We start from the raw sequence: 24,318 nt of genomic DNA, 5'->3' as shown, positions 1-24,318 counted from the left end.
CGGGGTGGGTGGAAGGCAGGACGGCGAGCCTCGAACGACCGCCGTGCTGAGTGGTTCAGGCGGGGATGGCCAGGCCGGCGGTGAAGGGCCGGTCGTAGATCTCGAAGCTGCGGATGGAGGCCCAGGCGCCGGAGGGCAGGCCGGTGACGGTGACGCGGACGTACCGGGCCTGGGCGCTGAAGGTGGCGGTCTGCACCTGGCTGGTGTCGGTCGTGCCGGTCAGGTCGGCGAGGGTCGTCCAGGTGGTGCCGTTGGCGGAGCCTTCGATGCGGTAGCGGTACCGGGTGTTGTCGAACTCCCAGGCGATCCGGGTGCCGGTCAGTGACCTGGTCGAGCCCAGGTCGACCTTGAGCGAGTGCCCGGCGTTGCCATCGGCCGCGCACCAGCGGGTGGCGGTCGACCCGTCGACGGCCTTGGCGGCCAGGTTGCCCGGCGAGATCTCCTCGCTGTCGGCGGTGGCCGTCTTCCCCACCGCGATGTCGGCGGGCCGCACGCTGCGGTCGAGGGTCACCGCGACGATGCTGTCCTCGGGATGGCGGGTGCGGTCGATGCCCGTGATCGTCACCTTGCCGTCGGAGCCGACCTGGTACGGCAGGCCGGCGCCCGCGGCGAGGTCGTGGACGCTGGTCACGCGGGCGTCGCCGACGGACGGGGTGGTGAAGCTCGTGCCGCTGTAGCCGGGCAGCAGATGGATGTAGAACGTGTTGTCCTTGCAGGTGAACCCGTACTGGCCGTCGACGGGGTTCCATGGGCCGCCGCGAGTGGAGTAGACGGACGAGCCGCACGCCTTCATGAAGGTGCCGATCCTGCGGAGCAGGTCCGCCTGGGCGGCGGGCACGGTTCCGTGCCGGTCCGGCCCGACGTTCACGATGGCCGTCATGTTCCGCACCCAGCAGTTGACCAGGATGTTCATGGCCTCGCTGTAGCTCATCACGGCGGCGCTGGAGTTGTAGCCCCACGACCCGCAGACGGTGAAGGCCTTCTCGGTCAGCTTGCCGGTGCGGATGGCGCCGGAGGGGATCGAGCCTCCTTCATCGATGGCGTAGTCGCCCATCCAGCCCGAACGTGGGGTGGCCACGATGTCGGGCTGGTGCTTGCGGACCATGCCCATCAGGCCGAGAGGGCGGCCGCCGGCGTCGGTTTCACCGTGGCCGGTGTCGACCGGCCACTGGTTACTCGTGTCCCGGAGCTGGCCGGGCTCCCAGAAGTACTTGGCGTCGGCGTCGCTGCCCTGCTCGGCCAGCCAGCCGCCGTCCCACCACAGGTCGTCGATCTTTCCGTACTGGGAGACGAGCTCCTTGATGGACTCGTACACCTCGTTCTTCATGACCCGCGCGTTCTCCTTGTGCGCGGGATCGGTGGTGTAACCCCACGGGTTCTTGGCGCAGTTCGTACCGTAGACGTCGTAGTAGCCGGGATAGCGCCAGTTGATCGGTGAGTAGTACAGGCCGACCCGCAGGCCCGCGGCCCGTACCGCCGCCACGTAGTCCTTGACGAAGTCACGCCGCAGCGGCGCCTGGCCCGCGTTGAAGGCGTTGGGCTGGCCGGCGGGCCACAGCGCGAAACCGTCGTGGTGCCGGGTGGTCAGCACCGTGTACCTGGCCCCGAAGTCCTTGGCCAGCTGCGCCCAGGCTGCCGGGTCGTACGCGTCGGCGGTGAATTGCTCGCTCGTGGCGTCGGTGACGAATTTCTGGTAGTTCGCCGGCGTGACGGCCGCGTCGTGCATGTACCACTCGCCCTTGGCAGGGCCGGAGTAGACACCCCAGTGGATGAACATCCCGAGCTTGGCATCCTGCAACCAGGCGATCTTGTCATCCGGCTGCTGCTCCAGGCCTTGATCGACCTGGGGAACGCGCAGCGGAAGGATGGGCAGTGGTGCGGCGGGGGCGGCCTTGGCCGCGAGCGCCGCGCCCGGCCTGGCGACTGTGGCGGCCGTGAGGGCCGCCATGCCGGTCAGCACGCTGCGACGGTTGATGGATTCGTGCATTGTCGACTCCCCGGTGGGTTGCGAGCACGTTACGTCCGCTTTACCGGGATCGTCAATACATTCATCCGATGTCTTTGTCGGGGGCATGCCATCACGCCATTACGACGAAATTTGGGCATGCTTAATTTCGCTGCCTCGATCTGCGAATCAATCAGGGAAAACAGATTCGAGGCGGCCCCTGGATGACTCGATCTTCAATTAGTTCTCGTTCAAGTGATCCGATCTTTGTGCGGGTTTCGGGGTCCCGGCCGCGGGTCGCTCGCCTACCCGCGGCCGGGGACGGACATCAGCTCGGTAGCCTCCACTTCTGGTTGGCTCCGCCGTTGCAGTCCCAGATTTCGAGCTGTGTGCCGTTGACGGTCTTCCACTCCGGGTCGTCCAGGCAGCGTCCGGACAGAACGTTCTTCAAGGTGCCGTCCGGCTGCGGCGACCACTGCTGGTGGGCTCCGCCGTTGCAGTCCCACAGCTGGGCCAGGGTCCCGTTGGCCACCTCTTCACCCGCGACGTCCAGGCACTTGCCGTTGTGGGTGAGCGTGCCGCCCGCCCACGTCCAGACCTGGGCGCCGGTGCGGTTGCAGTCCCACAGCTGCGCGTGGGTGCCGTTGTCGCCGGCGTTCCTGTCGTCGTCGAGGCATTTACCGGCGATTCCCGCGGCGACGGGGCCGGAGACCGGTGACGTGGCCGTGCCCGGGTCGAGCCGGAAGTTGTCGAACTGGGCGGTCTTGTAGTCGGTCACGCCCAGCCCCGCCTGGCCGCCGGCGAACGACGCGTCGGTCGTCTCGCCGACCTTCGTGCCGTCGATGCTCGCCGAGAGTTTCGACCCCTGCATGGTCAGGGAGATCCGGTGCCAGGTGCCTGCGCCCAGCGGCTTGTCCGTCTTCCCGCTCGCGCCAGGGAGCGTCGTCCAGTTCCAGTTGGTGTCGCTCTTCTGGATGGACCACGCGCCGCTGTCGCCGACGAGCAGGTGGTAGGCGTTCAGGCCGTTGTTGTTCCTGCCCTGCTGGCCGACCCGGCCGAGGACGTCGACGGTGCTGGACGATTCCAGGAGCGCGTCGACGGTGACCGTGTAGTTGCTCCAGGTCTGGTCGCCCATGATGGTGTACGGGTTGGGCGACTTCTCATCGGTCCAGTGGATCGGCCGGGTCGGGGCCATCTGACGCAGACACTTTCCGGTACGGCCGCCGCAGGGCACGGTCTGGAAGGCGCCGTTCATGTCGGCGAAGTACTTCGGCGACGTGGTGGTGGCCGCGGTGTCGAAGTCGTCGGCGTAGGGCAGGGCCAAGGACTTGGAAGGCGCGGGCGTCGCGGTGCCCTTGCCGCCGCCTGCCATGGTCGTGACGGTGTAGACGTAGCCGGGCTTCAGCGTCAGGGTGTACTTGCCGCCGGACGGTGTCACGTCCTGCGCGTGGGCGAACCAGTCGGCGGAGTTGTTCGACGTCAGGTTCGTCGCCCAGACGTGGACCTGGCCGGTGGGCAGGCCGCCGGTGACCGTGAACGTGGCGGTCTGGTCGGCCGTCGCGTCCATCGTCTCGATGACGGTGGTGTAGTCGGAGTCGTTCGAGGGCTTCAACGTCACATAGCTGCCGTTGGCGCGGTCCCCGCCGAGGTAGCCTTTCGCCGAATCGACGTAGCGCCAGCCCGGGTGGGTGAACTGGGTGGTGTGCGCGGTGACCCAGGTCGTCTTGCCGATGCGGTAATGACCGGACCACGGCTGGTTCGCCAGCGACAGCCCGTCGGTCTGGAAGTACAGGTTCGGGTACAGCGCCGCGACGACCGGCCAGTTGATGTACGAGGTCATCTGTCCGTCGATGTAGTCGCGGTTGATCGCGCGCGCGACCGCCGGGGCGCCCCTGCCGCTGTCGACACCCGGGGAGCCGTCGAGATCCTCCGAACCGTTCTCACTGGCCCACAGCGGTTTGCCCAGGCTCCGTGCGGTGGGGGTGCTGGAGCAGGAGGTGAACGAGCCGTTGTAGCCGCACGGGTAGTGGACGCCGACGATGTCGACGGCGTTCTTGAACGCCGGGTCGCTCGCCATCGCGTCGGCGACGTTCCAGTTGTTGTCGGCGGCGACGACCTTGATCGATCCGTGCCCCTTGGCGACGAGCGTGGACTTGAGGTTCTCGTACCAGCCGGTGTTCCAGTCCCGTTCGTTCCAGCCGCCGAGGTAGTCGATGTTCAGGTTGTGCTTCGCGGCGCAGCCCAGCCAGGACATCAGGTAATCGATCATGTCCTGGGACCAGAAGCTGCCGCCGCCGATCCACCCGGGAGCGCCCCAGGCCAGGCCGTACAGCTTGATGTTCGGGTTGCGGGCCTTGGCCTGCTCGGCCAGCCACCACTCATAGCCCTGGTCGCAGTCGACGGCGCCCCGGGTGTGTTCGTGGCTGGCCTCGGCGCCGTCGGTCGAGTTGGTGTCGCCGCCGATCTCGATCTTCAGGGTCTGCAGCGAGGCGCCGTAGCCGGGTTTGAACAGGTAGTCCAGCAGTTGGCTGCGCTGCGGCTCGGGATAGTCGGCCAGCAGCCGGGAGTTCCCGCCGCCGCCGCTGATCGCGCCGACACCGTCGAACACCAGCCCCGGCGCTTTGCCGTCGACGGTGATCGACGTGGAGGTCGCCGCGTGCGCGGGAGAGGGCGCGGCCACACCGACCAATACGCCCGGTAGAAGGGTCAGAACCGTCAGGAGGAGGGTTCTCCACCGTGATGCCCAGGTCATGCCGTCTCCATGGGGGCTCTCGGGATCGTGCATCGCTCATCCGAGCGTTCTGGTCCGGCCGTCAGCGGGTTCGTGATACTCCCGCTGACGGCCGGCGTCGGGGGTTATTCGCGGGACCAGCGCTGGTTCAGCCCGGCGTTGCAGGACCAGACCAACGCCGCGGACAGGTTCGTCGTCTTGTGGTCACCGACGTCGAGGCAGTTGCCGTTCGCGGCGAGCGTGCTGTTGCGGTTCCAGGTCCAGTTCTGGCCGGCGGAGCCGTTGCAGTCGTTCATGACGGCATGACTGCCGTCGGTGTCGAGGCACTTGGTCACGCCGGCCAGGCGTAGCGTGACGGGACCTGCGGGAGTGACGGTCCAGGTCTGGTTCAGTCCGCCGTCGCAGTCGTAGATGACGAGCCGGGTGCCGTTGGCGGTGGCGGAGCCGGGGTCGTCGAGGCATCGCCCGCTCTCGAGCCCGGTGAGCTCGGTGCCACCGGCACGGACGTTCTGCTGCGGCGTGACGCGCCACATCACCGCACCATGTCCCGGTATCGCGCCGGAAGAAAAGGTGCCGCCGCTGGTCGAGGTGTTCTTCGACCACAGGTCCTTCACCGTGTAGGTGCCCCCGGCGGGGAAGCCGGCGGTGGTCGACGAGACGCTCGCCGACGCCGTCGCGGTTCCCTTGTTGAAGAAGACGAGCGCCCGGTCGCCGTTCGCCAGCGGCTTGCTGATCACGTCGACGTCGCCCTGGGTGGAGACGACGCGGCCTTGGCCGGCCAGCGGGTCCTGGTCCACCGCGAGGACGTCGGTGTTCTTGAGCGTGTCGATCTCACCGTCGGTCTGCGGGAGGCTGTCGCGCAGGTCGCCGCCGACGTACATGGGTGCGGCGGTGGCCGCCCAGACGCTCATCTGCGAGCGCCACTCGACCGGGGTGGTCTTGGCGCTCTTTCCCTCGGTGATGATGAGCCGGTCGGGGTCGTTGAACCGGCCCGGGCCGGCGTAGCCGGCGAGGTTGCGGGTGACGTTGTACTCGTACAGCCAGGAGGAGAAGTCGGCGGCGACGTCCCCGCCGACGCGCCAGGTGTTGCCCAGGCCGCCGACCCAGCTCATCTCGGCGTTGAAGGCGGAGCTGCCGGCTCCCGCGTACGCCGGGGCGGAGATGCTGATCGCCATCCTCCGCCCCGAGTTCAGCATCGCGGTGTAGGCGCCCTGATAGTCACCGCGCACCTGAGCGGGATCGGAGTAACCGGCGCAATAGTCGATCTTGACGTAGTCGATGCCGTAGGAGGCGAGCAGATTCATGTCCTGCTGCCAGTGCCCGCGGCTGCCGGGGTATCCCTGGCAGGTGGAGGTGCCGCCGTCGAGGTAGGACGCCAGCTTCATCCCCTTGCCGTGCACGTAGTCGGCGAGCCACTTCATGCCGCGCGGGTACTTGACGGGGTCGGTGACGAGGTCGCCGCCCGCATCGCGCGTCTTGGTGGTCCAGCAGTCATCGATGCCGATGTACTTCCAGCCGGCGTCTTTGAGCCCGAGCGCGACGGCCCGGTCGACCTGGCTCACCGTGTCGGCCTGCGTCTGATCGCAGAAGTCGAGGTATCCGACCGTCAGCGGTGGGGTGGGCAACACGCCGGTCAGCGGATCGTCGGGAATGCCGGCACCGGCCGGTCGGCCGATCCCGATGACTGCTCCTGCCGCAGCGGTGACGACTGCGGCAGCCAGAGCGAGAGATCTCCGCATCGAAGACTCCCTTCGTTATGGACAGGGGCGGGAGACGGGATGTGATGGCCGACGTTTCTCCGGTCGGCCGACAGTGATCACGAGGCCGGCATCGGCGAGGCCGCCGTTGGCCTCGGAATGGCGCGCAGAACCGGGTGCGATCGCCCATGGGGCAACGGCCCGTTGGCACGGTTCGGGGATGCGGCGTCAGGGTGCGGCAGCCACGCGAAGGTGGCTTCCTCGGCGGGGAGCGGGGGCGGGGGATCGAGGACGGTGAGGTCGGTCGCCGGCGCCTGGCGGCTTCCTCAGGCGGTGTGAAAGCGACTGTAATAAAATGGCATCGATAACACTAGACCCAAACTTTCGCCTTATTTTCGGCCGGTTATCGATAACAAGACAGTCGGCAACCGGCGGCGCGGGGTGCCTGCCGCCGAACGCAGACACCCCTGCCGCATCCGAGCGGAACGGCCCTGGCGGCCTAGCGATCCGAGCCGAAGTCCTGGGTCCAGTACGGTGTGCCCGAGCTGAAGGCGACGCCGATGCCGATCGCGTGGTAGCCGCAGTTGAGGATGTTGGCCCGGTGTCCGGGGCTGTTCATCCAGGAACCCATGACATCGGCCGGAGTCTGCTGCCCGGCGGCGATGTTCTCGCCCCAGGCCGCCGAGGGGTAGCCGACGGCGGCGAGCCGCTCGCCCGGCCCCTTGCCGTCCGGGTTGGTGTGGTCGAAGAAGTGCCGGGCGACCATGTCGGCGGAATGCCCCTGCGCCGCTCTCGCCAGCTTCGTGTTGATCGTCAACGCGCCGCACCCGTGCTGTGCGCGCTCGGAGTTGGTGATGCTGAGGACCTGGGCGGCGTACTGGGCCGCCTTACCGGTCGGCCCGCCGGCCACCGGCGGGGGCGCGTGCTGGGTCTTGGCCGGTGCAGGCCTGTGGGTCTTCTTGTGCGACGGGCGCGGAGTCGGCTTGTGGGTCTTTCGGTGCGGCTTGCGCTTCGTCGGCTGCGGATTGTCGGGGATGGGAACCGACTCCGGCGAGGTCGTCGCGCCCGCGGCTGCCGGCCGGTGATCGGCCGGCTTCCCTGAACTCCCCGAGCCACCGGTCGCCGCGTACGCGACGCCGACGACGGCGCCGAGCCCGACCGTACCCGCGACCCCGATGGTCGCCCATCGGTGCATGGGAAAGCGGCGCCGCCGACGACGCGCGGTCGTCGAACGCGCCGGATCTGGCTTATCCCAGAAAGCCGCCGTCTCGGACTTGTCGTTCACTTGGGTTCGCCCTTCATGGGTCTGCTGTGTCTGGTCGACACATGGAAGACCCGGCGATCGCCCGTGAATTACGAAAAATCCCGACCCGCTACTGAAGAAGCCGCTCCGCTGTGGCAGTCGCGTCGAACGACGGGTGGATGTGGTGCGCCGGCCTTTCCAGCAGGCCGGATCAGCCGCCGCTCGCCTTGGCGGGTGCGGTGCTGGCGCGCACGATCAGTCTCGGTTCGACGGACGCGGGTGCGGGCGCGGCATCGGCATCCGCGATCTGGCGCAGCAGATGCGCGACGGCCAGCGCTCCCGTCTCGGCGAACGGCTGGGCGACGGTGGTCAGCGACGGCGAGCAGTACTCGGCCAGCGCGATGTCGTCGACGCCGACGACGGAGATGTCCTCGGGCACCCGCTTGCCGAGCTCGTGCAAGGCGCGGATCAGGCCGAAGGCCATCTCGTCGCTGGCGACGAAGACCGCCGTGACGTCCGGAATCCGGCCCAGGACCAGGCCGTTCGCGTAGCCGGACGCGGGCGACCAGTCGCCCTTCAACTCCGGCGGCGGTGTCCGGCCCTCCTCTTCCAGCGTGAGGCGCCAGCCCGTGGACCGGCTGGAGGCGTCCAGCCATTCGCTGGGGCCCGCGATGTGCCAGACCGTTTCGTGCCCGAGGTCGAGCAGGTGCCGGGTCGCCAGGCGTGCGGCCATGGTCTGGTCGACGGCCACGACCTCGGTCGCGTCGGTGCGGGATCCGTCGATCGTGATGGTGGGGATCGAGCGGGTGAGCTCCTCGATCCGCTGGCTCACATGGATGAGCGGGACGGCCAGGATGACGCCCTCGACACCGTGATCGGCAAGCCGCGCCAGGGCGCCCTCGATGGCGGAGGTGTCGAGAGACTTGGTCGTGGCGGCGGTGACCGCGTACCCGGCCTCGTGTGCGGCGTTTTCGATGCCGGACGTGACAGCGATGCGCGAGTAGAAGTCGGTCTGCAACGTGACAAGGCCGATCGTCCGGCTGCGGCCGGACCGGAGCATCCGCGCGGCGTTGTTCTTGCGGTAGCCCAGCTGGTCGACGGCGGCCAGGACCTTCGCGCGCGTCTTCTCCCGGACACTCGGGTGACCGGAAAGGGCTCGTGACACGGTCTGAACGGACGTCCCCGCGACCCGGGCCACGTCGGCCATCGCCGGTGGCCGTCCGGTGGCCTCGCGCGTCCGCTCCTTCATCCGCGCCCCTTCCCCTGCCTGCGTCGCTCGAATGATACCGCTCACATCACCACGATCCCGGCGTTCGCATGGGCATGAACGAATCACGTTAACCGAGTATTGGCATCGATAACATCATGTGTCATAGTTCGGGCACCCGGCAACGCCGGCGTCACGCCGACCGGCCCGCCGAGCACCTGCCGGTTCGCAGCGGTCCATGGGAAGAGCCGGGCCTCGACCCGGCCGACCGCCAGAAGGAGGGCTGATGAGGAAGCCGATCGTCCGCGCCGCAGGAACGGCGGGCGCCCTCGCGCTCGGGCTCATGCTCACAGGGTGCTCCGGAAACGGGCCGGACACCAGCGACGAAGGCCGCATGGCATCGATAACATTCTGGGGCTGGGCGCCGGGATACGCGGACGCGGTCAAGGCGTTCAACGGCAGCCACACCGACGTCCAGGTGCGGTACCAGGCGGTGCAGCCCGGGGCGAAAGGCGGATACCAGAAGATCCTGGGCGCCGTGCAGGCCGGCAACGCGCCCTGCCTCGCCCAGGTCGGCTACGAGACGCTGCCGAGCTTCGCCGCCCAGGGCGCCCTGCAGGACGTCGCACGGTACGCGAACCCGAGCAGGGCTGAGTTCCAGCCGGCGACCTGGAAGTCCGTCTCCCTTGGGAACAACGTCTACGGAGCTCCTGTCGACACGGGTCCGATGGCCCTCTTCTACAACAAGAAGGCGTTCGACAAGCTGGGCCTCAAGCCACCGGCCACCTGGGACGAGTACAGAGCCGACGCCGAGAGGATCCACGCGTCCGATCCACACCGGTTCATCTCCTCGCCGTACCTGGATTACGACTACGCGGGCCTGGCCTGGCAGGCCGGTGCCGGTTGGTTCGGTGTCGACGGCGACTCCTGGAAGGTCACCCTGGCCTCCGACGCCAACCGGAAGGTCGCGGACTACTGGCAGGGGCTGGTGCGCGGTGGCCTGATCAGCAGTGCTCCGATGTACGACCAGTCGTGGTTCACCGGGCTCGGCAACGGCGACATCGTCACGGTCGTCGGCGCCGTCTGGCAGGCCGGCGTCATCAAGGGCGGCGTGAAGAACGGCTCCGGTCAGTGGGCCGTCGCCCCGATGCCGCAGTGGAGCGCGGGCGCCGACCAGGTCGGGAACGCGGGCGGCTCGGCGACCGCCGTGCTCAAGGGGTGTAAGTCGCCGAAGGCGGCGTGGGAGTTCGCGCACTGGATGAGCACGGACCGGAAGGCGTTCGGCGGGCTGGTGGACAAGGCCGGCCTCTTCCCGGCGGCGAAGTCGCTGCTCGACCTTCCGCAGCTCACCGCCGGTGACCCGTACTTCGGCGGACAGAAGATCTACGACGTCTTCGCCAAGGCGGCGCCGAAGGTCAGCACGGACTGGACCTGGGGTCCGATCATGACCAAGACCGCCGCCGATCTCGACGACGCACTCGGCCAGGCCTGGGCGGGGAAGGGCACCATCGGGGGCGCTCTTCAGACCACTCAGAACAAGACGGTGGCCGAGCTGAAGAAGCAGGGTCTGAGTGTCTCGCCGTGAGCACGGAGCCGTGTACGACGTGCCGCGATCATCCGACCCGGCCCTCGTGAACGTCGCCACCGCGACCGAGCATTCGGCCGCCGGCGTTCGCGGCACCGCCGTGAGCCGACGCACGTTGCCGCTGTTCCTCGGGCCGTTCGTGGTGCTCTTCACGGCGATGTACCTGGCGCCGATCGGTTACGCGGCCGTCAGCAGCCTGTCCGTCGTGCACCGGTCCGCCCTTGGACTGACGGCGCCGACGAAGGTCTTCGATCCGATCGGCAACTACACGCGGGCGTTCGGCGATCAGGATTTCACCGCGTCACTGGGTCGGGTGGCGCTGTTCGGCGTCGTTCAGGTGCCGGTGATGCTCCTGTTCGCGCTCGGGCTCGCGCTGCTGATCGATTCCAAGTCCGCCCGCGGCAAGGGACTCTTCCGGCTGGCGAGCTTCCTGCCGTACGCGATCCCCGGCGTGAGCGCCGCGCTGGTCTGGTCGTTCATGTACTCGCCCCAGTCCAGCCCGATCGACCACGTGCTCTCACCGCTCGGAATCCGGATGCCGTTCTTCCACGAGGGCACCGTCCTGTGGTCGGTCGCCAACATCGTCACCTGGAGCTGGACCGGCTACAACATGATCATCATCTATACCGCTCTGCAGGCGATCCCCGCCGAGATCCTGGAGGCGGCCAGGATCGACGGCGCCTCGGCGTTCCAGACCGCCTGGCACATCAAGATTCCCGCCGTACGCGGCGCCCTCATCCTGACCTCGGTCTTCTCCATCATCGGATCGGCGCAGCTGTTCAACGAGCCGACCGTGCTGCAACCCATCTCCGGCGGCTCCGTCTCGTCGACGTTCACCCCGATCATGTCCGCGCAGTCGGCCGTCAACGCTGGTGACTACCCGTACGCGGCCGCGCAGTCGGTCATCCTCGCGGTGCTCGTCGGCGTGGTGTCGTTCGTGTTCTTCAAGCTGACCGATCGGGGTGAGCGGGCATGAGCGCGGTCACCGGCAGGCCGTACCCGATGCGGCCGCGGCGCGACACCACGCCCCTGAGCCGCGCGCTCGTATCGGTGCCGCTGGCCGTCTCCGCGATCTACTTCCTCTTCCCCCTGTGGTGGTTGCTGGTCGCCGCGACCAAGCCGTTCGGGCGGCAGTTCAGCGGCGACGGGCTCTGGTTCGGCGGCTTCGGGCTCTTCGGCAACATCGGCAGGCTCACCGCCCAGGACAACGGCATCTTCTGGCGGTGGACGCTCAACAGCGTCCTGTACTGCGGTATCGGCGCCCTGGTGGGCACGCTGCTGTCCGCCATGGCCGGATACGCGCTGGCCAAGTACGAGTTCAAGGGGCGCGATCACCTCTTCGGGCTGGTACTCGCCGCCGTGCTGGTACCAAAGATCCTTTTCACCCTGCCGCTCTACCTGATGTTCTCCGGCATCCACCTGATCGACGATCCGCTCGCCGTGCTGCTGCCCAGCGTGGTCAGCCCCTTCGGCGTCTACCTCTCCCGGATCTTCGCCACGCAGGCCGTTCCGGACGAAGTGATCGAGGCGGGCCGGCTCGACGGAGCGGGTGAGTTCCGCATCTTCCGGAGTCTCGGCATGCGCATGATGCTCCCCGCCCTGGTGACGATCCTCCTCTTCCAGTTCGTGGAGATCTGGAACAACTATCTGCTGCCCGCCATGGTGCTCAGCGACGAGCACCTCCAACCCGTCACGGTCGGGCTGGTCGGCTGGAACGCCAGTCATGTGGCGGTGCCGCCGCCGCTGGTCGTCATCGGGTCGTTCGTCTCGGTCATCCCGCTGCTCATCGCCTTCCTCGCGCTGCAGCGGTTCTGGCGCGCCGGTCTGACCGCCGGAGCCGTCAAGTGACCCTCTCCCCCACGACGAAACCCGCCGGCCGGCGAGGAGCGATCCTGTCCTATCCCGACGGCCGGCTCCGACGCGACGGAGATCCGCACCGTGTGCTGGCCGGATCGCTCCACTACTTCAGGGTCCACCCCGCCCAATGGGCGGACCGGCTGGAGCGCATCGCGGCCATGGGACTCAACGCGGTCGACACCTACGTCCCGTGGAACTTCCACGAGCGCCACCGCGGGCGGATCCGCTTCGACGGCCGGCGGGATGTCGAGCGGTTCCTGGGGCTCGCCGCCGCCGCCGGACTGGACGCGATCGTCCGCCCCGGACCGTACATCTGCGCCGAGTGGGACAACGGCGGCCTGCCCGCCTGGCTGACCGGCGCACCGGGCATGCGACTCCGCTCGACCTACCAGCCCTTTCTCGATGAGGTCGGCCGCTGGTTCGACGAACTGCTCCCCCGGCTCGCCGGGATGCAGGCGAGCCGGGGAGGCCCGATCGTCGCGGTCCAGATCGAGAACGAGTACGGCAGCTACGGCGACGACTCCGCCTACCCGCGATGGGTGCGCGACGCGCTCGTCGAACGCGACATCACCGAACTGCTGTACACGGCGGACGGGCCGACCGACCTGATGCTGGACGCCGGGACCGTGAGCGGTGAACTCGCGACGGTGACGTTCGGCTCCCACGCGGCCGAGGCGGCCCGCCTGCTGCGCTCACGCCGCGAGGGAGAACCCTTCATCTGCGCGGAGTTCTGGAACGGCTGGTTCGACCACTGGGGCGAGAAGCACCACGTACGCTCGCCGCGCAGCGCCGCCACGGTGCTCACCGAGATCCTCGACGCCGACGGCTCGGTCAGCGTGTACATGGCACACGGCGGCACCAACTTCGGTCTCTGGGCCGGCGCCAACCATGACGGCCACGTCATCCAGCCCACCGTGACCAGCTACGACTCCGATGCCCCCATCGCCGAACACGGTGCGCTCACCCCGAAGTTCTTCGTCCTCCGCGACCGGTTGCAAGCGGTCACGGGTTCGCCGCACCGGCCGCTGCCCGCCGAACCGCCGCTGCTGGCACCCCGTTCTGTCCCGATCACCCGTGGCGCCGGCCTGCTGGCCTCGCTCACCGAGATCTCCGAAGCCATCGAATCGCCGCACCCGCTCAGCTTCGAAGAGCTGGGGCAGGCTTCCGGCTTGGTGCTCTACCGAGCACACCCACGGCTGCCGCGCGGCACGCAGGAGTTGACGGTCCGCGGACTCCACGACCGGGCGCAGGTCTTCGTGGACGGCACACCGGCCGGAGTACTCGACCGGGAGGCCGACTCACTCCACGTCGACGGCACGGGCGACCGCGTACGACTTGAGCTGCTGGTCGAGAACCAGGGACGCATCAATTACGGTGCACTGCTCGGCCAGGGCAAGGGCGTCCTCGGCGGGGTGCAGATCGGACGCCGCCTGGTCCACGGCTGGGCCATGTACGGACTGCCGCTCGATGAGTGGTCACGAGACGATGTGCGCCGCGCCGCGTCCGCCACCGCCCCGGCCGGCGCTCCCGGCTTCGCGACCGCGCGACTCACCGTGGACGAGGTCGCCGACACGTTCCTCGCACTGCCGGGCTTCGGCAAGGGCTTCGTCTGGGTCAACGGCTTCCTGCTCGGCCGCTACTGGGAGATCGGCCCCCAGGTGACGCTCTATCTCCCCGCGCCGCTCCTGTGGCCGGGCACCAACACCATCACCGTCCTCGAACTCGAACGCTTCGGCGACCGAATCGAGCTGCGGGACAAGCCAGAACTCGGGCCGGCCGAGGAGTACGTAGAGATCTTTCCCTAGCTGGGACGCTTTGCTCCCTGGCGGGTTCCTGTTCCGGCGTACCTGGGTCTGTCCGGCTGTAGCCGGACAGACCCAGGCGCTTAACAGGTGCCCGAGCCCTGGCCGCCCAGGTGGAAAGACGTTCCGGTGGTGTTGCCGGAGGTGTATTGGCTGGGGCTGGTCTGCGTGACGCTCCAGTTCGGCGAGGCGGTGGAGCCGAAGAGCTGGAAGCCGCTGAATGAGGAGGACGCGGGGTCTGATCCGGGACGGCCGTTGCCCATGTCGGTGCAGGTGGGGGTGGTGGTACTGGAGACTTCGCCGAATGCTTGGACCTCATTGGCCTGCGTGTAGGCGTTGTTCCACAATGACCCCGGGAAGTAGCCGATCCAGCTGCCGTTGTAGGACAGCCACCAATTGCCGCTGAAATAGCGGATCGCCAGCCGCGCCGAAGTGTTCGGCGCCAGCCGGATTCCCGGCCGGGTCGATGAGGTCGAGACGAAGCCGCAGCCGTTGTAGCAGGTCTCCCCGTTATCGACCCAGTGGTAGACGAACAGGTGCGGAGCGGTGTCCCCGTTGAGCCCTTGATCGATGGTCCAGCCGATCTCGACGATGAAGGCGCGGTCGCTGGTCATCACGGCCAGTTCCTGCAGCGAATGCGCGTTGACGTCGGCGGTATCGACCTCCGGTCGCTCGACGTCGGTCGTGACAGAGGCTCCGGTGTTGGTGGCGTACTGCGTTCCGGCGACGTACTGGAAACACGCGCCGAACCAGCACTTGGGCTGATCCGCCGCGATGCCGGGCGGTACGGCCGGCGGCATGGAACGGGCCGACCGGCCGCCGGCCGGAGCGACCGAGACGAGTGCGGCAGTGGCGATGGCGAAGACCCGGAGCGAGGAGCGGGGCATGGTGTGTCTCCAGCAGATCGGTGACACCGCCGCCATAGCGGCGTCATGCACGCCACTGTGATCGCGAAGCAGCCCAACGTCTCATCCCAAACCGCCATAACACCCGGATGATGGACAAGGACGCCCCAGGTGAAGCGCGTACGGTTTGATCCCGCGGTCCCATCACGTCGGAGTTGTGGGGCGCGGGCCAGGACTGATGTGCGGACAGTCGGCGATCGCCTCACGATGTGCTTCGGCCGCGAGGGCGGCGAGTTCGGCGGCTCGGTCGGCCAGCGGGCCACCGATCCGCCAGGCGAACAGGTGCCGCATGCGCAGCGCGGGGCCGACGAGCGGACGCACGGCGACGCCCGAGGCTCGCGTGGTGCTCTGACAGGGAGCGATCGCGCGGCCTTCGCGGACGAACGCGCGGATGATGTCGTGCTCGCTGGTCACGTACAGGATCTGCGGGGCGAAGCCGGCCTCCTGGCAGGCGGCGTAGAACACCTCGGGCCAGCCGCCGCCGTCGGGCGGGGAGACGAGCCAGTCCTCCCCGGACAACTCCGCCAGCGGGATCTCGACGTGGCGGGCGAGCCGGTGGGCGGCCGGCAACGCGACGCAGATGCTCTCCGTGGCCACGACGTGGGTTCCGACCGCCGGCATGGCCGGCAGCTCGTGTCCGGGGTAGTCGACCAGCGTGGCCGCGTCGAGCCGGCGGGAGGCCAGCAGGTCCAGCAGCAGGCGCGGCGAGTATTCGGTGTGCACGGTGACGCGGGCACCGGGCATCGCGAACAGGCGGTTCAGCAGACCCGTCAGTACCGGAGTGGCGTATCCACCGATCCGGATGCCGGAGGTGCCCAGCTGCTCTTCGGCCCCGATGAGCAGCTCGTCCACGGTGAACAGCACAGATCGCGCCCGGTTCAGCACGAACAGGCCGAAGGCCGTCGGGGTGACGCCGAGTCGGCCGCGTCGGAACACCTCACCGCCCAGCACGGTCTCGATCCGGCGCAACTGGCCGGTGAGCGACGGCTGGGAGACACCCAGCCGGGCCGCCGCGCGGCTCAGGCTTCCCGCGTCCGCGATCGCGCACAGTGCGCGCAGGTGACGTAGCTCGAGCTGCACAACGGCCCCTTTCGGCCCATAATGCGCGGACTATAGCCGATTGGGATTCACCGGGCGAGGTATCGACCCGGCACCGTCAACGAGAGCTTGCAGAACCACCCGCGCCTCGCGAGCGACCCCTTCGTCGAGATCACCGTCGGCCAACTCTGCGAGGCGTTCACGGTATTCTGGCCATGGGGTATAGGAAATCGCCCGCAACGCCCTTCGACGCACCCTGGGCTCGCGATGCTTCGAAGCGCCGACAATCCGATCTTTTACGGAGTCCACCGCCTCCAGCGGGGCCCCAACTCCAAGCCGTACTACAGCCTTCCCCTTGCCGGCAGGATAGATGTTCCCATCGCATTCGAGGATCAATTCGTCAAGAGTCCAGACAGCGATGGAGGACTGAATTTCATCGAGAACTCTCTCGATTTCACTCCATTCCACTCCAGACACAAAGAAATATCTCTCATCTACGTAATCGTCCTCAACGAAGTAGACTCTCGTCACTTCATCGACACGCCAGGTCGCAGAGAAATCTACCTGCCTGTCCACATCCCTCTTTACGTAGCCTTCCAATTCCCAGTTCAGCGACACAACGAGTTTCTCGATGTCGTCCGGCGACACGGAATCCTTGAGGACCAGCCGTCGGCTGACAAGTTCGCTTGCTCTGCCCACCTTTACTCCCTGGAAAACTCATGAGGCGTGATCCGTCATCGTGCCACGCTCGACGTCTCCCCGTGAACTCGTCCTCGCTCGTTTCGAGCACGGCCGCCTACCAGAAACTCGCTGAGATCACCTCAGTGTCACGATCGTCGCTGGAATACCGAATGGTCCAGCGGTAGATGGTGATCCCGGTGGTCCGGGCCACGACGCTGTAGCCCAGTGAGGGCAGTTCCGCGATCATTGACCGCTCGTACGGCGCGTCGGTGGTGACGATCCATTCGGGGCGGAACTGCGGGGTGGGTTCGCTGAGAAAGCGGAACACCCGGCAGCGGCCGGTGAGCTGCGGTGCGATGCGGTTGGCGGCCGCCACGTCGGCTCCGTCGGGGATGATCCTCAATAGTGCTTCAGCGGTCCTGACCTGTTCCGGTACCCGCCAGGAGGTGGGGTTGAGCACACTCCGAAGGGGTTGCGGAACGCACATCGCGATGATGAGGGCCAGGATCGGTGCGACACGGGCACTCCGCAGTACGGCGACGCGGTCGCTCGCACCCATCCGGGCCAGGCCGTCGGCGAAGGCGATGAAAATCACGGGCATCAGCACGGCGTTGTAATGGAACCGCGTACCCCAGAAGATCGGATTGGACGTCCAGAATCGGGCGAGCAAAGATGGAGCCGCGAGCAGCACCAGCGGAGAGCGCAGCGCGAGGAACAGAGTAGGTGCGAGCAATGCCAGTATTGTCTCTTCCTTGGTCACCGGTACCGGCAGAGAGGAAAAGGATCCTGCGGTCTTGCCGTACGGATAGGAATGGTGTGGGTTGAACGCCGGGATGATGATGAGGACGGCGAGCGCGCCGACCGCGACCGCGGCCGCGGTGACGAGCGCGCCGAGGCGGCGGTGCCCCTGCCAGAAGATGTACGCGCCGATCGCCGCGACGATGAACGCCTGGTCCTCCTTTACCAGCAGGAGCGGCAGCGCCCAGCCGGTGGCGGCGTGCGGGCGGCGCCGGGCCAGCAGTTCCACGCTGCGTGCGAGCAGCGGCACCGCGAAGGCGATCTCGTGAAAGTCGAACACGACGGCCTGCTGAATTCCCCATGACAGGCCGTACGCCACGCCGAGGCAGGCGCCGGCGCGGTGGCCGCAGAAGTCGATCGCAAGGCGTGTCACCGGCACCGCCGACAGCGCGAGCAGCGCCGCCTGGAGGACCAGCAACGTGACCGGGCTCGGGAATATTCGATAGAACGGCGCGGCGAGGATGAGAATCGGATGGAAATGATCGCCCAGCAGATCAAAGCCGGGCCCTTTCAGGTCGACGATCGGCGGGCGCAGATGGGCGTATGAGCGGACCGCCTGCTCGAAGATTCCGAGATCATATCCGGTGCTCCGCATTTGACGATGACGGTTCACTGAAAGCGCGGAGTAGGCGGCGAATAGCAGGCAGGTGAGGAGCCGCGGAGAAGATGGCATGGCGGGCAGACTGGCCGACCAGCGCTGAATGCCCGCTGAAGCAACCTGAAGCCGATTTCAGGAATGCACGGTGCCATGCCGCCATAATGGCCCGATGCGGTTGTTGCTGGTGGAAGACGACGAACGGCTGGCGACCACGCTGACCCATGGCCTGCGGGCCGAAGGCTATGCGGTCGACGTCGCCCAGGACGGCCGGGAGGGGCTGAGCCTTGCGCTGACCTACCCCTACACGGCGGTCGTCCTGGACATCATGCTGCCCGGTCTCAACGGCTTCGCCGTCTGCGCGCGGCTGCGCCGGAGCGGCAGCACGGTGCCGATCCTCATGCTGACCGCGAAGAACGGCGAGTACGACGAGGCGGAGGCCCTCGACACCGGCGCCGATGACTACATCTGCAAGCCGTTCTCCTACGTCGTCCTCCTCGCCCGGCTGCGCGCGCTGCTGCGCCGCGGCGGCGCGACCCGCCCGTCGGTCCTGACCGCCGGCGACCTGCGGCTCGACCTCGCCGCCCGCCGATGCCATTACGGCGCGGCGGAGATACGGCTCACCGCGAAGGAGCTCGCGGTGCTGGAGTGCCTGGCGCGCCGGCCGGACGAAGTGGTCGCGAAGATCGACATTCTCGACGAGGTCTGGGACCAGGCGTTCGACGGCGACGTGAACATCGTCGAGGTCTACGTCCGTACCCTGCGCCGCAAGCTTCCGTCCGGGCCGGCGACGATCCAGACCGTGCGCGGCGCCGGCTATCGGCTGGTGACCGCCCATGGTTAGGCGGCTCAGATCGGTGCGGGTACGAGCCGCGCTGAGCGCGGCGCTCGCGGCCGCCGTCGTTTTCGGCGCCGGCGGCTGGTGGCTCCGCGACATCGTCCGCGACCAGTGGCTGACCGCAGCGCGGGAAAAGGCGACGCGCGACGCCTTCTCGCTGACCTACAGCTTCGAATCGGGGGCGGCCATGCCGCGCGGCACCGACTTCTCCTACGCCGTCGTCCTCACCGATGGGCGACGCGCCATGGTGGCCGGTACGGACTTCGGCGATGATCTGGATAGGCCTCTCCCCGGGTTCCCGCCGAGGGTCGGGTGGGGCATCCATACGGTCCCTGGAAAGGGCCGGTTCGTCGTCGGCACCACCGACGTGCTCCCCGCGAACCGGATCGAGAAGCTGACTGGCAGCGGCGGCCGACCGGCGCAGCGCCTGACGGTGTACGTGCTCGTTTCGCCGGCCGACGCCAAGACGGCCGTCGCCACGATCGATCGCCTGCTCGGCTTGGGCCTGCCGCTCGCCGTCCCGTTCGTCGGCCTGATCGCCTGGCTCGTCACCGGCCGGGCCCTGCAGCCGGTGGAGGCCATCCGGGCGAAGATGGCCGCCATCAGCGCCCACGCGCTCGATCAGCGGGTCCCCGTACCGGCCACCGACGACGAGATCGCCCGCCTTGCCCTGACCACCAACGAGACCCTCGACCGGCTCGAACACGCCCACCACCGGCAGCAACGCTTCGTCGCCGACGCCTCCCACGAGCTGCGGACACCGCTGACGGGCCTCCGTAACTCGCTGGAGATCGCGCTGGCCTACCCGGACCGAACGGATTGGCCCATCACGGTCGCCACGGCGCTGGCCGACGTCGACCGCCTGCAGCGCCTGGCCGAGGATCTCCTCTTGCTCGCCTCACCCGCCCAAGCCGCATCGACGGCCTCGGACCTCGCCGGCATCGTCGAGGAGCAGGTGGCCGAACGCGCCCACACCCGTGACGGCCCCGCGTTCACCGCACGCACGACCTGCCCCGCCCTCGTACGCGAGAGCGAGACCCGACTCGCCCGGATCGTACGCAACCTGCTCGACAACGCCGCCCGGCACGCCCGTACGAAGGTGACGGCGACCGTCGCCGTAACCGACGGCAACGTTACGCTGACCGTCACCGACGACGGACCGGGCATCCCGCCCGAGGATCACGAGCGGATCTTCGAGCGCTTCGTCCGCCTCGACGACGCCCGCACCCGCACGGACGGCGGCGTCGGACTCGGCCTTACCATCGTCCGCGATCTCGTCACCGGCCTGGGCGGAACCGTCCGCGTTACGGGCCGCTCCACCTTCGTCGTCACACTTCCCGGCGACCAGGCGTGATCGCGGCGGCATGGGGTTCGATCTGGAATGACTGGAGATCAGCAAGGCAGGTAACGGCCGGTGCCCGTTGCGGCAGCCGCGACCGCTCGTCATGGTCCGCGGCCGGCGTCTGGGGGGGCAGGCGATGGTCACCTCGCGGCCGGCACAGCAGGGCGCGGCCGCGTTCGGGCGTGAGCGTGTCGGCCAGGACGGGGGCGGTGAGCAAGGCGACCGGGGCGATGTGGTCGATGGATCTGGGTCGCCAGCGAGGCAGCGCCTCACCGATGGCACACCACAGCGCGTCCGGATCGGCGAACAGCTCCGACAAACCGCTGACACCGCCTCCACAGCGGCCACGAAGGTGCGGTCCTGGGCGACCGGATCGCCGGCGGCCGGCCCTCCGCCGTCAGGGTCCACGCTCCAGTCGAGCACTCACTCGGGTGCGGGCCGAGCGGCACGCTGATCCAACACGTCGCGGCTCATGTCGGCCCGCCCCGCAACACTTCTGGCGACCGGTCAGCAGCTTCCATCGGTGCGGGCCCAATAGCCGGGTCCGGTCTGGCGGAGCGTGCGAACGGTGAAGGTGTTCCACAGGCCCAGTGGGTCGCCGGAGCCGTTGGCGTAGGCGTAGCCGCCGGACTGGTGGGCGCGCCCGGCCGTGGTGTGGGTGTAGTTGTCGGCCGTTACACAGAGCGGTGCCGGCGACGGGGTGGGGGTGGGCGCGGGAGTGCCGCCGGTGGGGCCGCCGCCGAGGGCCCGCACCATGTTCATGATCGTTTCGAGCTGGGCGCCGCCCTGGGCGTCGTAGGCGGTGTCGCCGAGATAGCCCCACCAGTTCCAGCAGCCCTGCGGGTTGCCGGAACTGACCGCGGTGGCCTGCGGATACAGCACGATCATGTGGTTGGTGTCGGCGTACTCGTTCAGGCCGGCGTCGGCCAGGAACCGGTCGCCGACCGCGGCGTTGTCGTAGCTCTGCAGGCAGCCGTGCAGGGCGACCATGAGGACGCAGCCCGTCCCGCCGTCGCAGCCGGGGGGCACGTAGGCGAACCCGGTCGAGCCCATGCTGATCGAGGCTGGGTCCGTGCCGTCCGGCACGTAGGCCTTCTGGGAGAAGGAGACCAGCGTGCCGACCGGAGCGGAGGCGGGAGCCGCGACGGACCCGAGGAGGGTGGCCAGCATCTCCCCTTCCGGGTCGTCGCCGCAGTCGTTGAGGTATGGGGTGTAGCTGGAGGTGCAGGGGTTCGGGCCCAGCGGGCTGACCCAGGCGTGCGCGGCCGGGGAGGTGTGGTCGTAGGTCACGGCGGCGCCGAAGTGGGTGTAGAAGGCGGCGAGGTCGTCGGTGACCGATCGTTGCACGGTGGTGTCGTTGCCGCCGTGGAAGACCCAGACCTTCTGGCCGGACAGACCGCCGATCGGGTCGATGCGTCCGCTCGCGGACCGGTCGGCGGCGCTCTGCTCGAGGCGTGGCAGGTCGTCGGCGGTGCTGTTGCCCGAGCAGGCGGTGAGCGCGGTGGTCAGGTTTCCCTGGGCGCAGCCGTAGGGCCCGGCGGCGAAGATCGCGGCGCCCTTGATGGTGCCGGAGTAGGCCACGTGCAGCTGGGTGGCCATGTAGCCGCCGGAGGAGACGCCCGACACGTACGAGGCGGTGATGGTGTGCCGGGTCAGGGTGCCCGGCGTCGGGGTGGGGACGGCCGCCGTCGCGGCCATGGCCGAGGCCGCGACCAGGCCGGCCGCGGCGAGCAGTGATGTGACCCGGTGGAATCGCATGGGAACCTCCTGGGGCGGCGGGGCCCGCCGCCGGGCCGGGCGGCGGGGAGTGCGGAGAACGCGGCGGCGCCCTGCCGGGTCGCCGGTGGCCGCGTGGGGAACGGTGGTGCTCGACGGCGGGGAGTGCGGAGAAGGCGGCGGCGCCCGTACAGGCCGGGCTCAGGTGAGCGCGCAGGTGTTGGCCGGGTCGCCGGTGGCCGCGCGGGGGACGGTGGCGCTCGGCGGCGGGGTCGTCCCGTGACCGGTCCAGTCCTCCAGGGCCGCGAACGCGGTGTGGAAGCACGGCAGGATGGGCCGCAGCAGGTCCGGGTGCGCGTCGTACAGCCCGTCGACATGGTTGCCGCCCACGATCCGGTAGTACCGGTGCAACTCGCCGCGCCCCCGGGCGCGGATGAGCCGGTCGTACACGTCGGAGTCGCGGGCGATGGGCAGCAGCGTGTCGAGGGTGCCGTGCAGGGTGATGAGGGGCCGGCCGATCCGCCCGGTGAGGGCGACGCGCCGTACGGCCTGGTGCACCGAGCGGGGCCTGCTCGCGTAGTCGTAGTCGGCGTCGCAGCCGGGGGTGCCGGAGGCGCAGTACGGTGTGCCCGCCTCGACGGGCGCGCTGAAGCCGGGGTCGAACTCCTGGCGGTAGATCCGCTGGGTGAGGTCCCAGTAGACCTTCTCGTGGTAGTCCCACAGCGGCTCGGAGCCGGCCGCGAACCCGGCGCTCAGCAGCGCGGCGTGCGCCCGCGGGTCACCGGTCGCGGCGTAGCGGGGGTACTCGCGCAGCGCGGTCGGCAGGAAGGTCAGCGGGTTGGGACCGCTCGCCCGCCACAGCGTGCCCTCCCAGTCCAGGCCGCCGTCGAACAGGCCGGGGTGGTTCTCCAGCTGCCAGCGCACCAGGTAACCGCCGTTGGACACCCCCGCGGCGAAGGTCCGGACCGGCGGGCGACCGTACCTGCGCGCCACGACGGCCTTGGCGGCGACGGTCAGCTGGGTGAGTCGCCGGTTCCACTCGGCGACGGCGTCGCCGGGCCGGGTGCCGTCGCGGTAGAACTGGGGACCGGTGTTGCCCTTGTCGGTCGCCGCGTACGCGTAGCCGCGCGCCAGCACCCAGTCGGAGATGGTGAAGTCGTTCGCGTACTGGCGGCGGTTGCCCGGGGATCCGGCGACGACGAGTCCGCCGGTCCAGTGCTCGGGCAGGCGGATGACGAACTGGGCGTCGTGGTTCCAGCCGTTGTTCGTGTTGGTGGTGGAGGTGTCGGGGAAGTAGCCGTCGATCTGCCGGCCTGGCACGCTGCGGGGGTTGCGGGCGCCGGCGGGCTGCAGGCCGGCCCAGTCTGCGGGCACGGTGTGGCCGGAGGCCACCGTCCCGGCAGTGGTCAGGTCGTCCAGGCAGGCGGTGACCTGCCGCTCCGCGCCGGGGACGGTGATCGCGGGACACGCGGCGGCGTGGGCGGGCGCAGCGTGGGGAACGGCCATGACCGCCGTCACAGCGATCGTCGCGACGGTCACGGCGAGGAGCTGACGTGGCATGCGTGCCTCGGTTCGTCGGAGTCGGGAAGCACCGTGCCGTCATGGTGGCGGCGCGTGCTGGGCCGGTCGACGGGGCGGGCGGCCACAATCGCCGGCCGCGATGTGTCGCCCGCCCCCATGCCGCGTCTAGACGCGCATCGCGGCGGGTGGCCCGTCGAGGAGCATCGGCGCGGCGGTCGCGTCGCGGACCTGCCCGGTCGTCACGCCGGGCGCGGTCTCACGCAGCACCAGCCCGTCCGGTGTGACGTCGATGACGGCCAGGTCGGTGATGATCCGGTCGACCACGCTCCGCCCGGTCAGCGGCAGCGTGCACCCCTGGACGATCTTCGGTGTCCCGTCGCGGGCGAGGTGTTCCATCAAGACGATGACGCGGCGCGCCCCGTGGACCAGGTCCATCGCCCCGCCCATCCCCTTGATCAGCTTGCCGGGGATCGTCCAGTTCGCCAGGTCGCCGCGGGCCGACACCTGCATCGCGCCCAGGACGGCAGCGTCCAGGCGCCCACCACGGATCAGCCCGAATGACAGGGCCGAGTCGAAGAACGACGCGCCAGGCAACGCGGTGACCGTCTCCTTGCCCGCGTTGATCAGGTCGGGGTCGACCTGATCCTCGGCCGGGTACGGGCCGACGCCGAGGACGCCGTTCTCGCTGTGCAGCACCACCTCGACCCCGGCGGGCAGGTACTCGGGGATCAGCGTCGGCAGCCCGATGCCGAGGTTGACGTAGGACCCGTCGGCCAGTTCCCGCGCTGCGCGCGCCGCCATCTGCGGCCGGGTCAGG

The 24,318-nt window shown here is 68.9% G+C and carries 19 protein-coding genes; 6 read left to right on the top strand and 13 right to left on the bottom strand.

Annotated elements, in window-relative coordinates:
• Positions 1-55 precede the first annotated feature (55 nt).
• The 5 genes from AB0I04_RS06235 to AB0I04_RS06215 form a co-directional block, all read right to left on the bottom strand.
• Positions 56-1,987, bottom strand: coding sequence for an alpha-L-fucosidase (locus AB0I04_RS06235; protein ID WP_360879841.1), 1,932 nt, complete (start codon positions 1,985-1,987; stop codon positions 56-58).
• Between the two features lie 286 nt (positions 1,988-2,273).
• The gene (locus AB0I04_RS06230; protein WP_360879838.1) at positions 2,274-4,697 is read right to left on the bottom strand and encodes a ricin-type beta-trefoil lectin domain protein; all 2,424 of its coding nucleotides are present in this window, start codon (positions 4,695-4,697) and stop codon (positions 2,274-2,276) included.
• A gap of 104 nt (positions 4,698-4,801) precedes the next feature.
• Positions 4,802-6,415 (bottom strand): ricin-type beta-trefoil lectin domain protein, encoded by a 1,614-nt coding sequence (locus AB0I04_RS06225; protein ID WP_360879836.1) that lies wholly within the window; start codon positions 6,413-6,415, stop codon positions 4,802-4,804.
• A 457-nt stretch (positions 6,416-6,872) separates the two neighbouring features.
• The gene (locus AB0I04_RS06220; protein WP_360879833.1) at positions 6,873-7,568 is read right to left on the bottom strand and encodes a CAP domain-containing protein; all 696 of its coding nucleotides are present in this window, start codon (positions 7,566-7,568) and stop codon (positions 6,873-6,875) included.
• 259 nt (positions 7,569-7,827) lie between these two features.
• Complete coding sequence (locus AB0I04_RS06215; RefSeq protein ID WP_360879830.1) at positions 7,828-8,865, bottom strand: LacI family DNA-binding transcriptional regulator; 1,038 nt, start codon at positions 8,863-8,865, stop codon at positions 7,828-7,830.
• Between the two features lie 244 nt (positions 8,866-9,109).
• Between AB0I04_RS06215 and AB0I04_RS06210 the strand changes: the two genes are divergently transcribed.
• From AB0I04_RS06210 to AB0I04_RS06195, 4 genes are read left to right on the top strand one after another with little or no spacing between them, the layout of a single operon-like run.
• Positions 9,110-10,408, top strand: coding sequence for a sugar ABC transporter substrate-binding protein (locus tag AB0I04_RS06210; RefSeq protein WP_360879827.1), 1,299 nt, complete (start codon positions 9,110-9,112; stop codon positions 10,406-10,408).
• A 19-nt stretch (positions 10,409-10,427) separates the two neighbouring features.
• A complete protein-coding gene (locus AB0I04_RS06205) occupies positions 10,428-11,384 on the top strand; it encodes a sugar ABC transporter permease (protein WP_360879824.1) in 957 nt (318 codons plus the stop codon).
• On the top strand, positions 11,381-12,256 hold the full coding sequence (locus AB0I04_RS06200) for a carbohydrate ABC transporter permease (RefSeq protein WP_360879821.1): 876 nt from the start codon (positions 11,381-11,383) through the stop codon (positions 12,254-12,256). The genes AB0I04_RS06205 and AB0I04_RS06200 overlap by 4 nt, the downstream gene beginning before the upstream one ends.
• Positions 12,253-14,070 (top strand): glycoside hydrolase family 35 protein, encoded by a 1,818-nt coding sequence (locus AB0I04_RS06195; protein WP_360879818.1) that lies wholly within the window; start codon positions 12,253-12,255, stop codon positions 14,068-14,070. The genes AB0I04_RS06200 and AB0I04_RS06195 overlap by 4 nt, the downstream gene beginning before the upstream one ends.
• 80 nt (positions 14,071-14,150) lie before the next feature.
• On the opposite strand, the gene AB0I04_RS06190 is transcribed toward AB0I04_RS06195, so the two are convergent.
• From AB0I04_RS06190 to AB0I04_RS06175, 4 genes are all read right to left on the bottom strand, one after another.
• Entirely contained in the window at positions 14,151-14,954 is an 804-nt protein-coding gene (locus AB0I04_RS06190; protein WP_360879815.1) for a neprosin family prolyl endopeptidase, read from the bottom strand.
• 162 nt (positions 14,955-15,116) lie between these two features.
• The gene (locus tag AB0I04_RS06185) at positions 15,117-16,052 is read right to left on the bottom strand and encodes a LysR substrate-binding domain-containing protein (RefSeq protein ID WP_360879812.1); all 936 of its coding nucleotides are present in this window, start codon (positions 16,050-16,052) and stop codon (positions 15,117-15,119) included.
• Positions 16,053-16,082: 30 nt separating this feature from the next.
• Complete coding sequence (locus AB0I04_RS06180; protein ID WP_360879809.1) at positions 16,083-16,709, bottom strand: hypothetical protein; 627 nt, start codon at positions 16,707-16,709, stop codon at positions 16,083-16,085.
• Positions 16,710-16,806: 97 nt separating this feature from the next.
• Entirely contained in the window at positions 16,807-18,084 is a 1,278-nt protein-coding gene (locus tag AB0I04_RS06175) for a DUF2079 domain-containing protein (protein WP_360879806.1), read from the bottom strand.
• 172 nt (positions 18,085-18,256) lie between these two features.
• Here AB0I04_RS06175 and AB0I04_RS06170 point away from each other — a divergent pair, with 172 nt between their 5' ends.
• Together AB0I04_RS06170 and AB0I04_RS06165 are read left to right on the top strand one after the other, a co-directional pair.
• Positions 18,257-18,928, top strand: coding sequence for a response regulator transcription factor (locus AB0I04_RS06170; RefSeq protein ID WP_360879803.1), 672 nt, complete (start codon positions 18,257-18,259; stop codon positions 18,926-18,928).
• Positions 18,921-20,276, top strand: coding sequence for a HAMP domain-containing sensor histidine kinase (locus AB0I04_RS06165; protein ID WP_360879800.1), 1,356 nt, complete (start codon positions 18,921-18,923; stop codon positions 20,274-20,276). The genes AB0I04_RS06170 and AB0I04_RS06165 overlap by 8 nt, the downstream gene beginning before the upstream one ends.
• On the opposite strand, the gene AB0I04_RS06160 is transcribed toward AB0I04_RS06165, so the two are convergent.
• From AB0I04_RS06160 to AB0I04_RS06145, 4 genes are all read right to left on the bottom strand, one after another.
• Complete coding sequence (locus AB0I04_RS06160) at positions 20,251-20,583, bottom strand: hypothetical protein (RefSeq protein ID WP_360879797.1); 333 nt, start codon at positions 20,581-20,583, stop codon at positions 20,251-20,253. The genes AB0I04_RS06165 and AB0I04_RS06160 overlap by 26 nt on opposite strands.
• Before the next feature lie 188 nt (positions 20,584-20,771).
• Entirely contained in the window at positions 20,772-22,022 is a 1,251-nt protein-coding gene (locus tag AB0I04_RS06155; RefSeq protein ID WP_360879794.1) for a PHB depolymerase family esterase, read from the bottom strand.
• 159 nt (positions 22,023-22,181) lie between these two features.
• Positions 22,182-23,540, bottom strand: coding sequence for a tannase/feruloyl esterase family alpha/beta hydrolase (locus tag AB0I04_RS06150; RefSeq protein ID WP_360879791.1), 1,359 nt, complete (start codon positions 23,538-23,540; stop codon positions 22,182-22,184).
• 126 nt (positions 23,541-23,666) lie between these two features.
• Entirely contained in the window at positions 23,667-24,302 is a 636-nt protein-coding gene (locus AB0I04_RS06145) for a 3-oxoacid CoA-transferase subunit B (protein WP_360880007.1), read from the bottom strand.
• Positions 24,303-24,318: the final 16 nt, after the last annotated feature.

It is taken from the genome of Actinoallomurus sp. NPDC050550 (genome assembly GCF_040655075.1).
In the GTDB taxonomy this organism is placed as follows: domain Bacteria; phylum Actinomycetota; class Actinomycetes; order Streptosporangiales; family Streptosporangiaceae; genus Actinoallomurus.
This window is presented reverse-complemented; position numbering and strand designations above follow the sequence as displayed.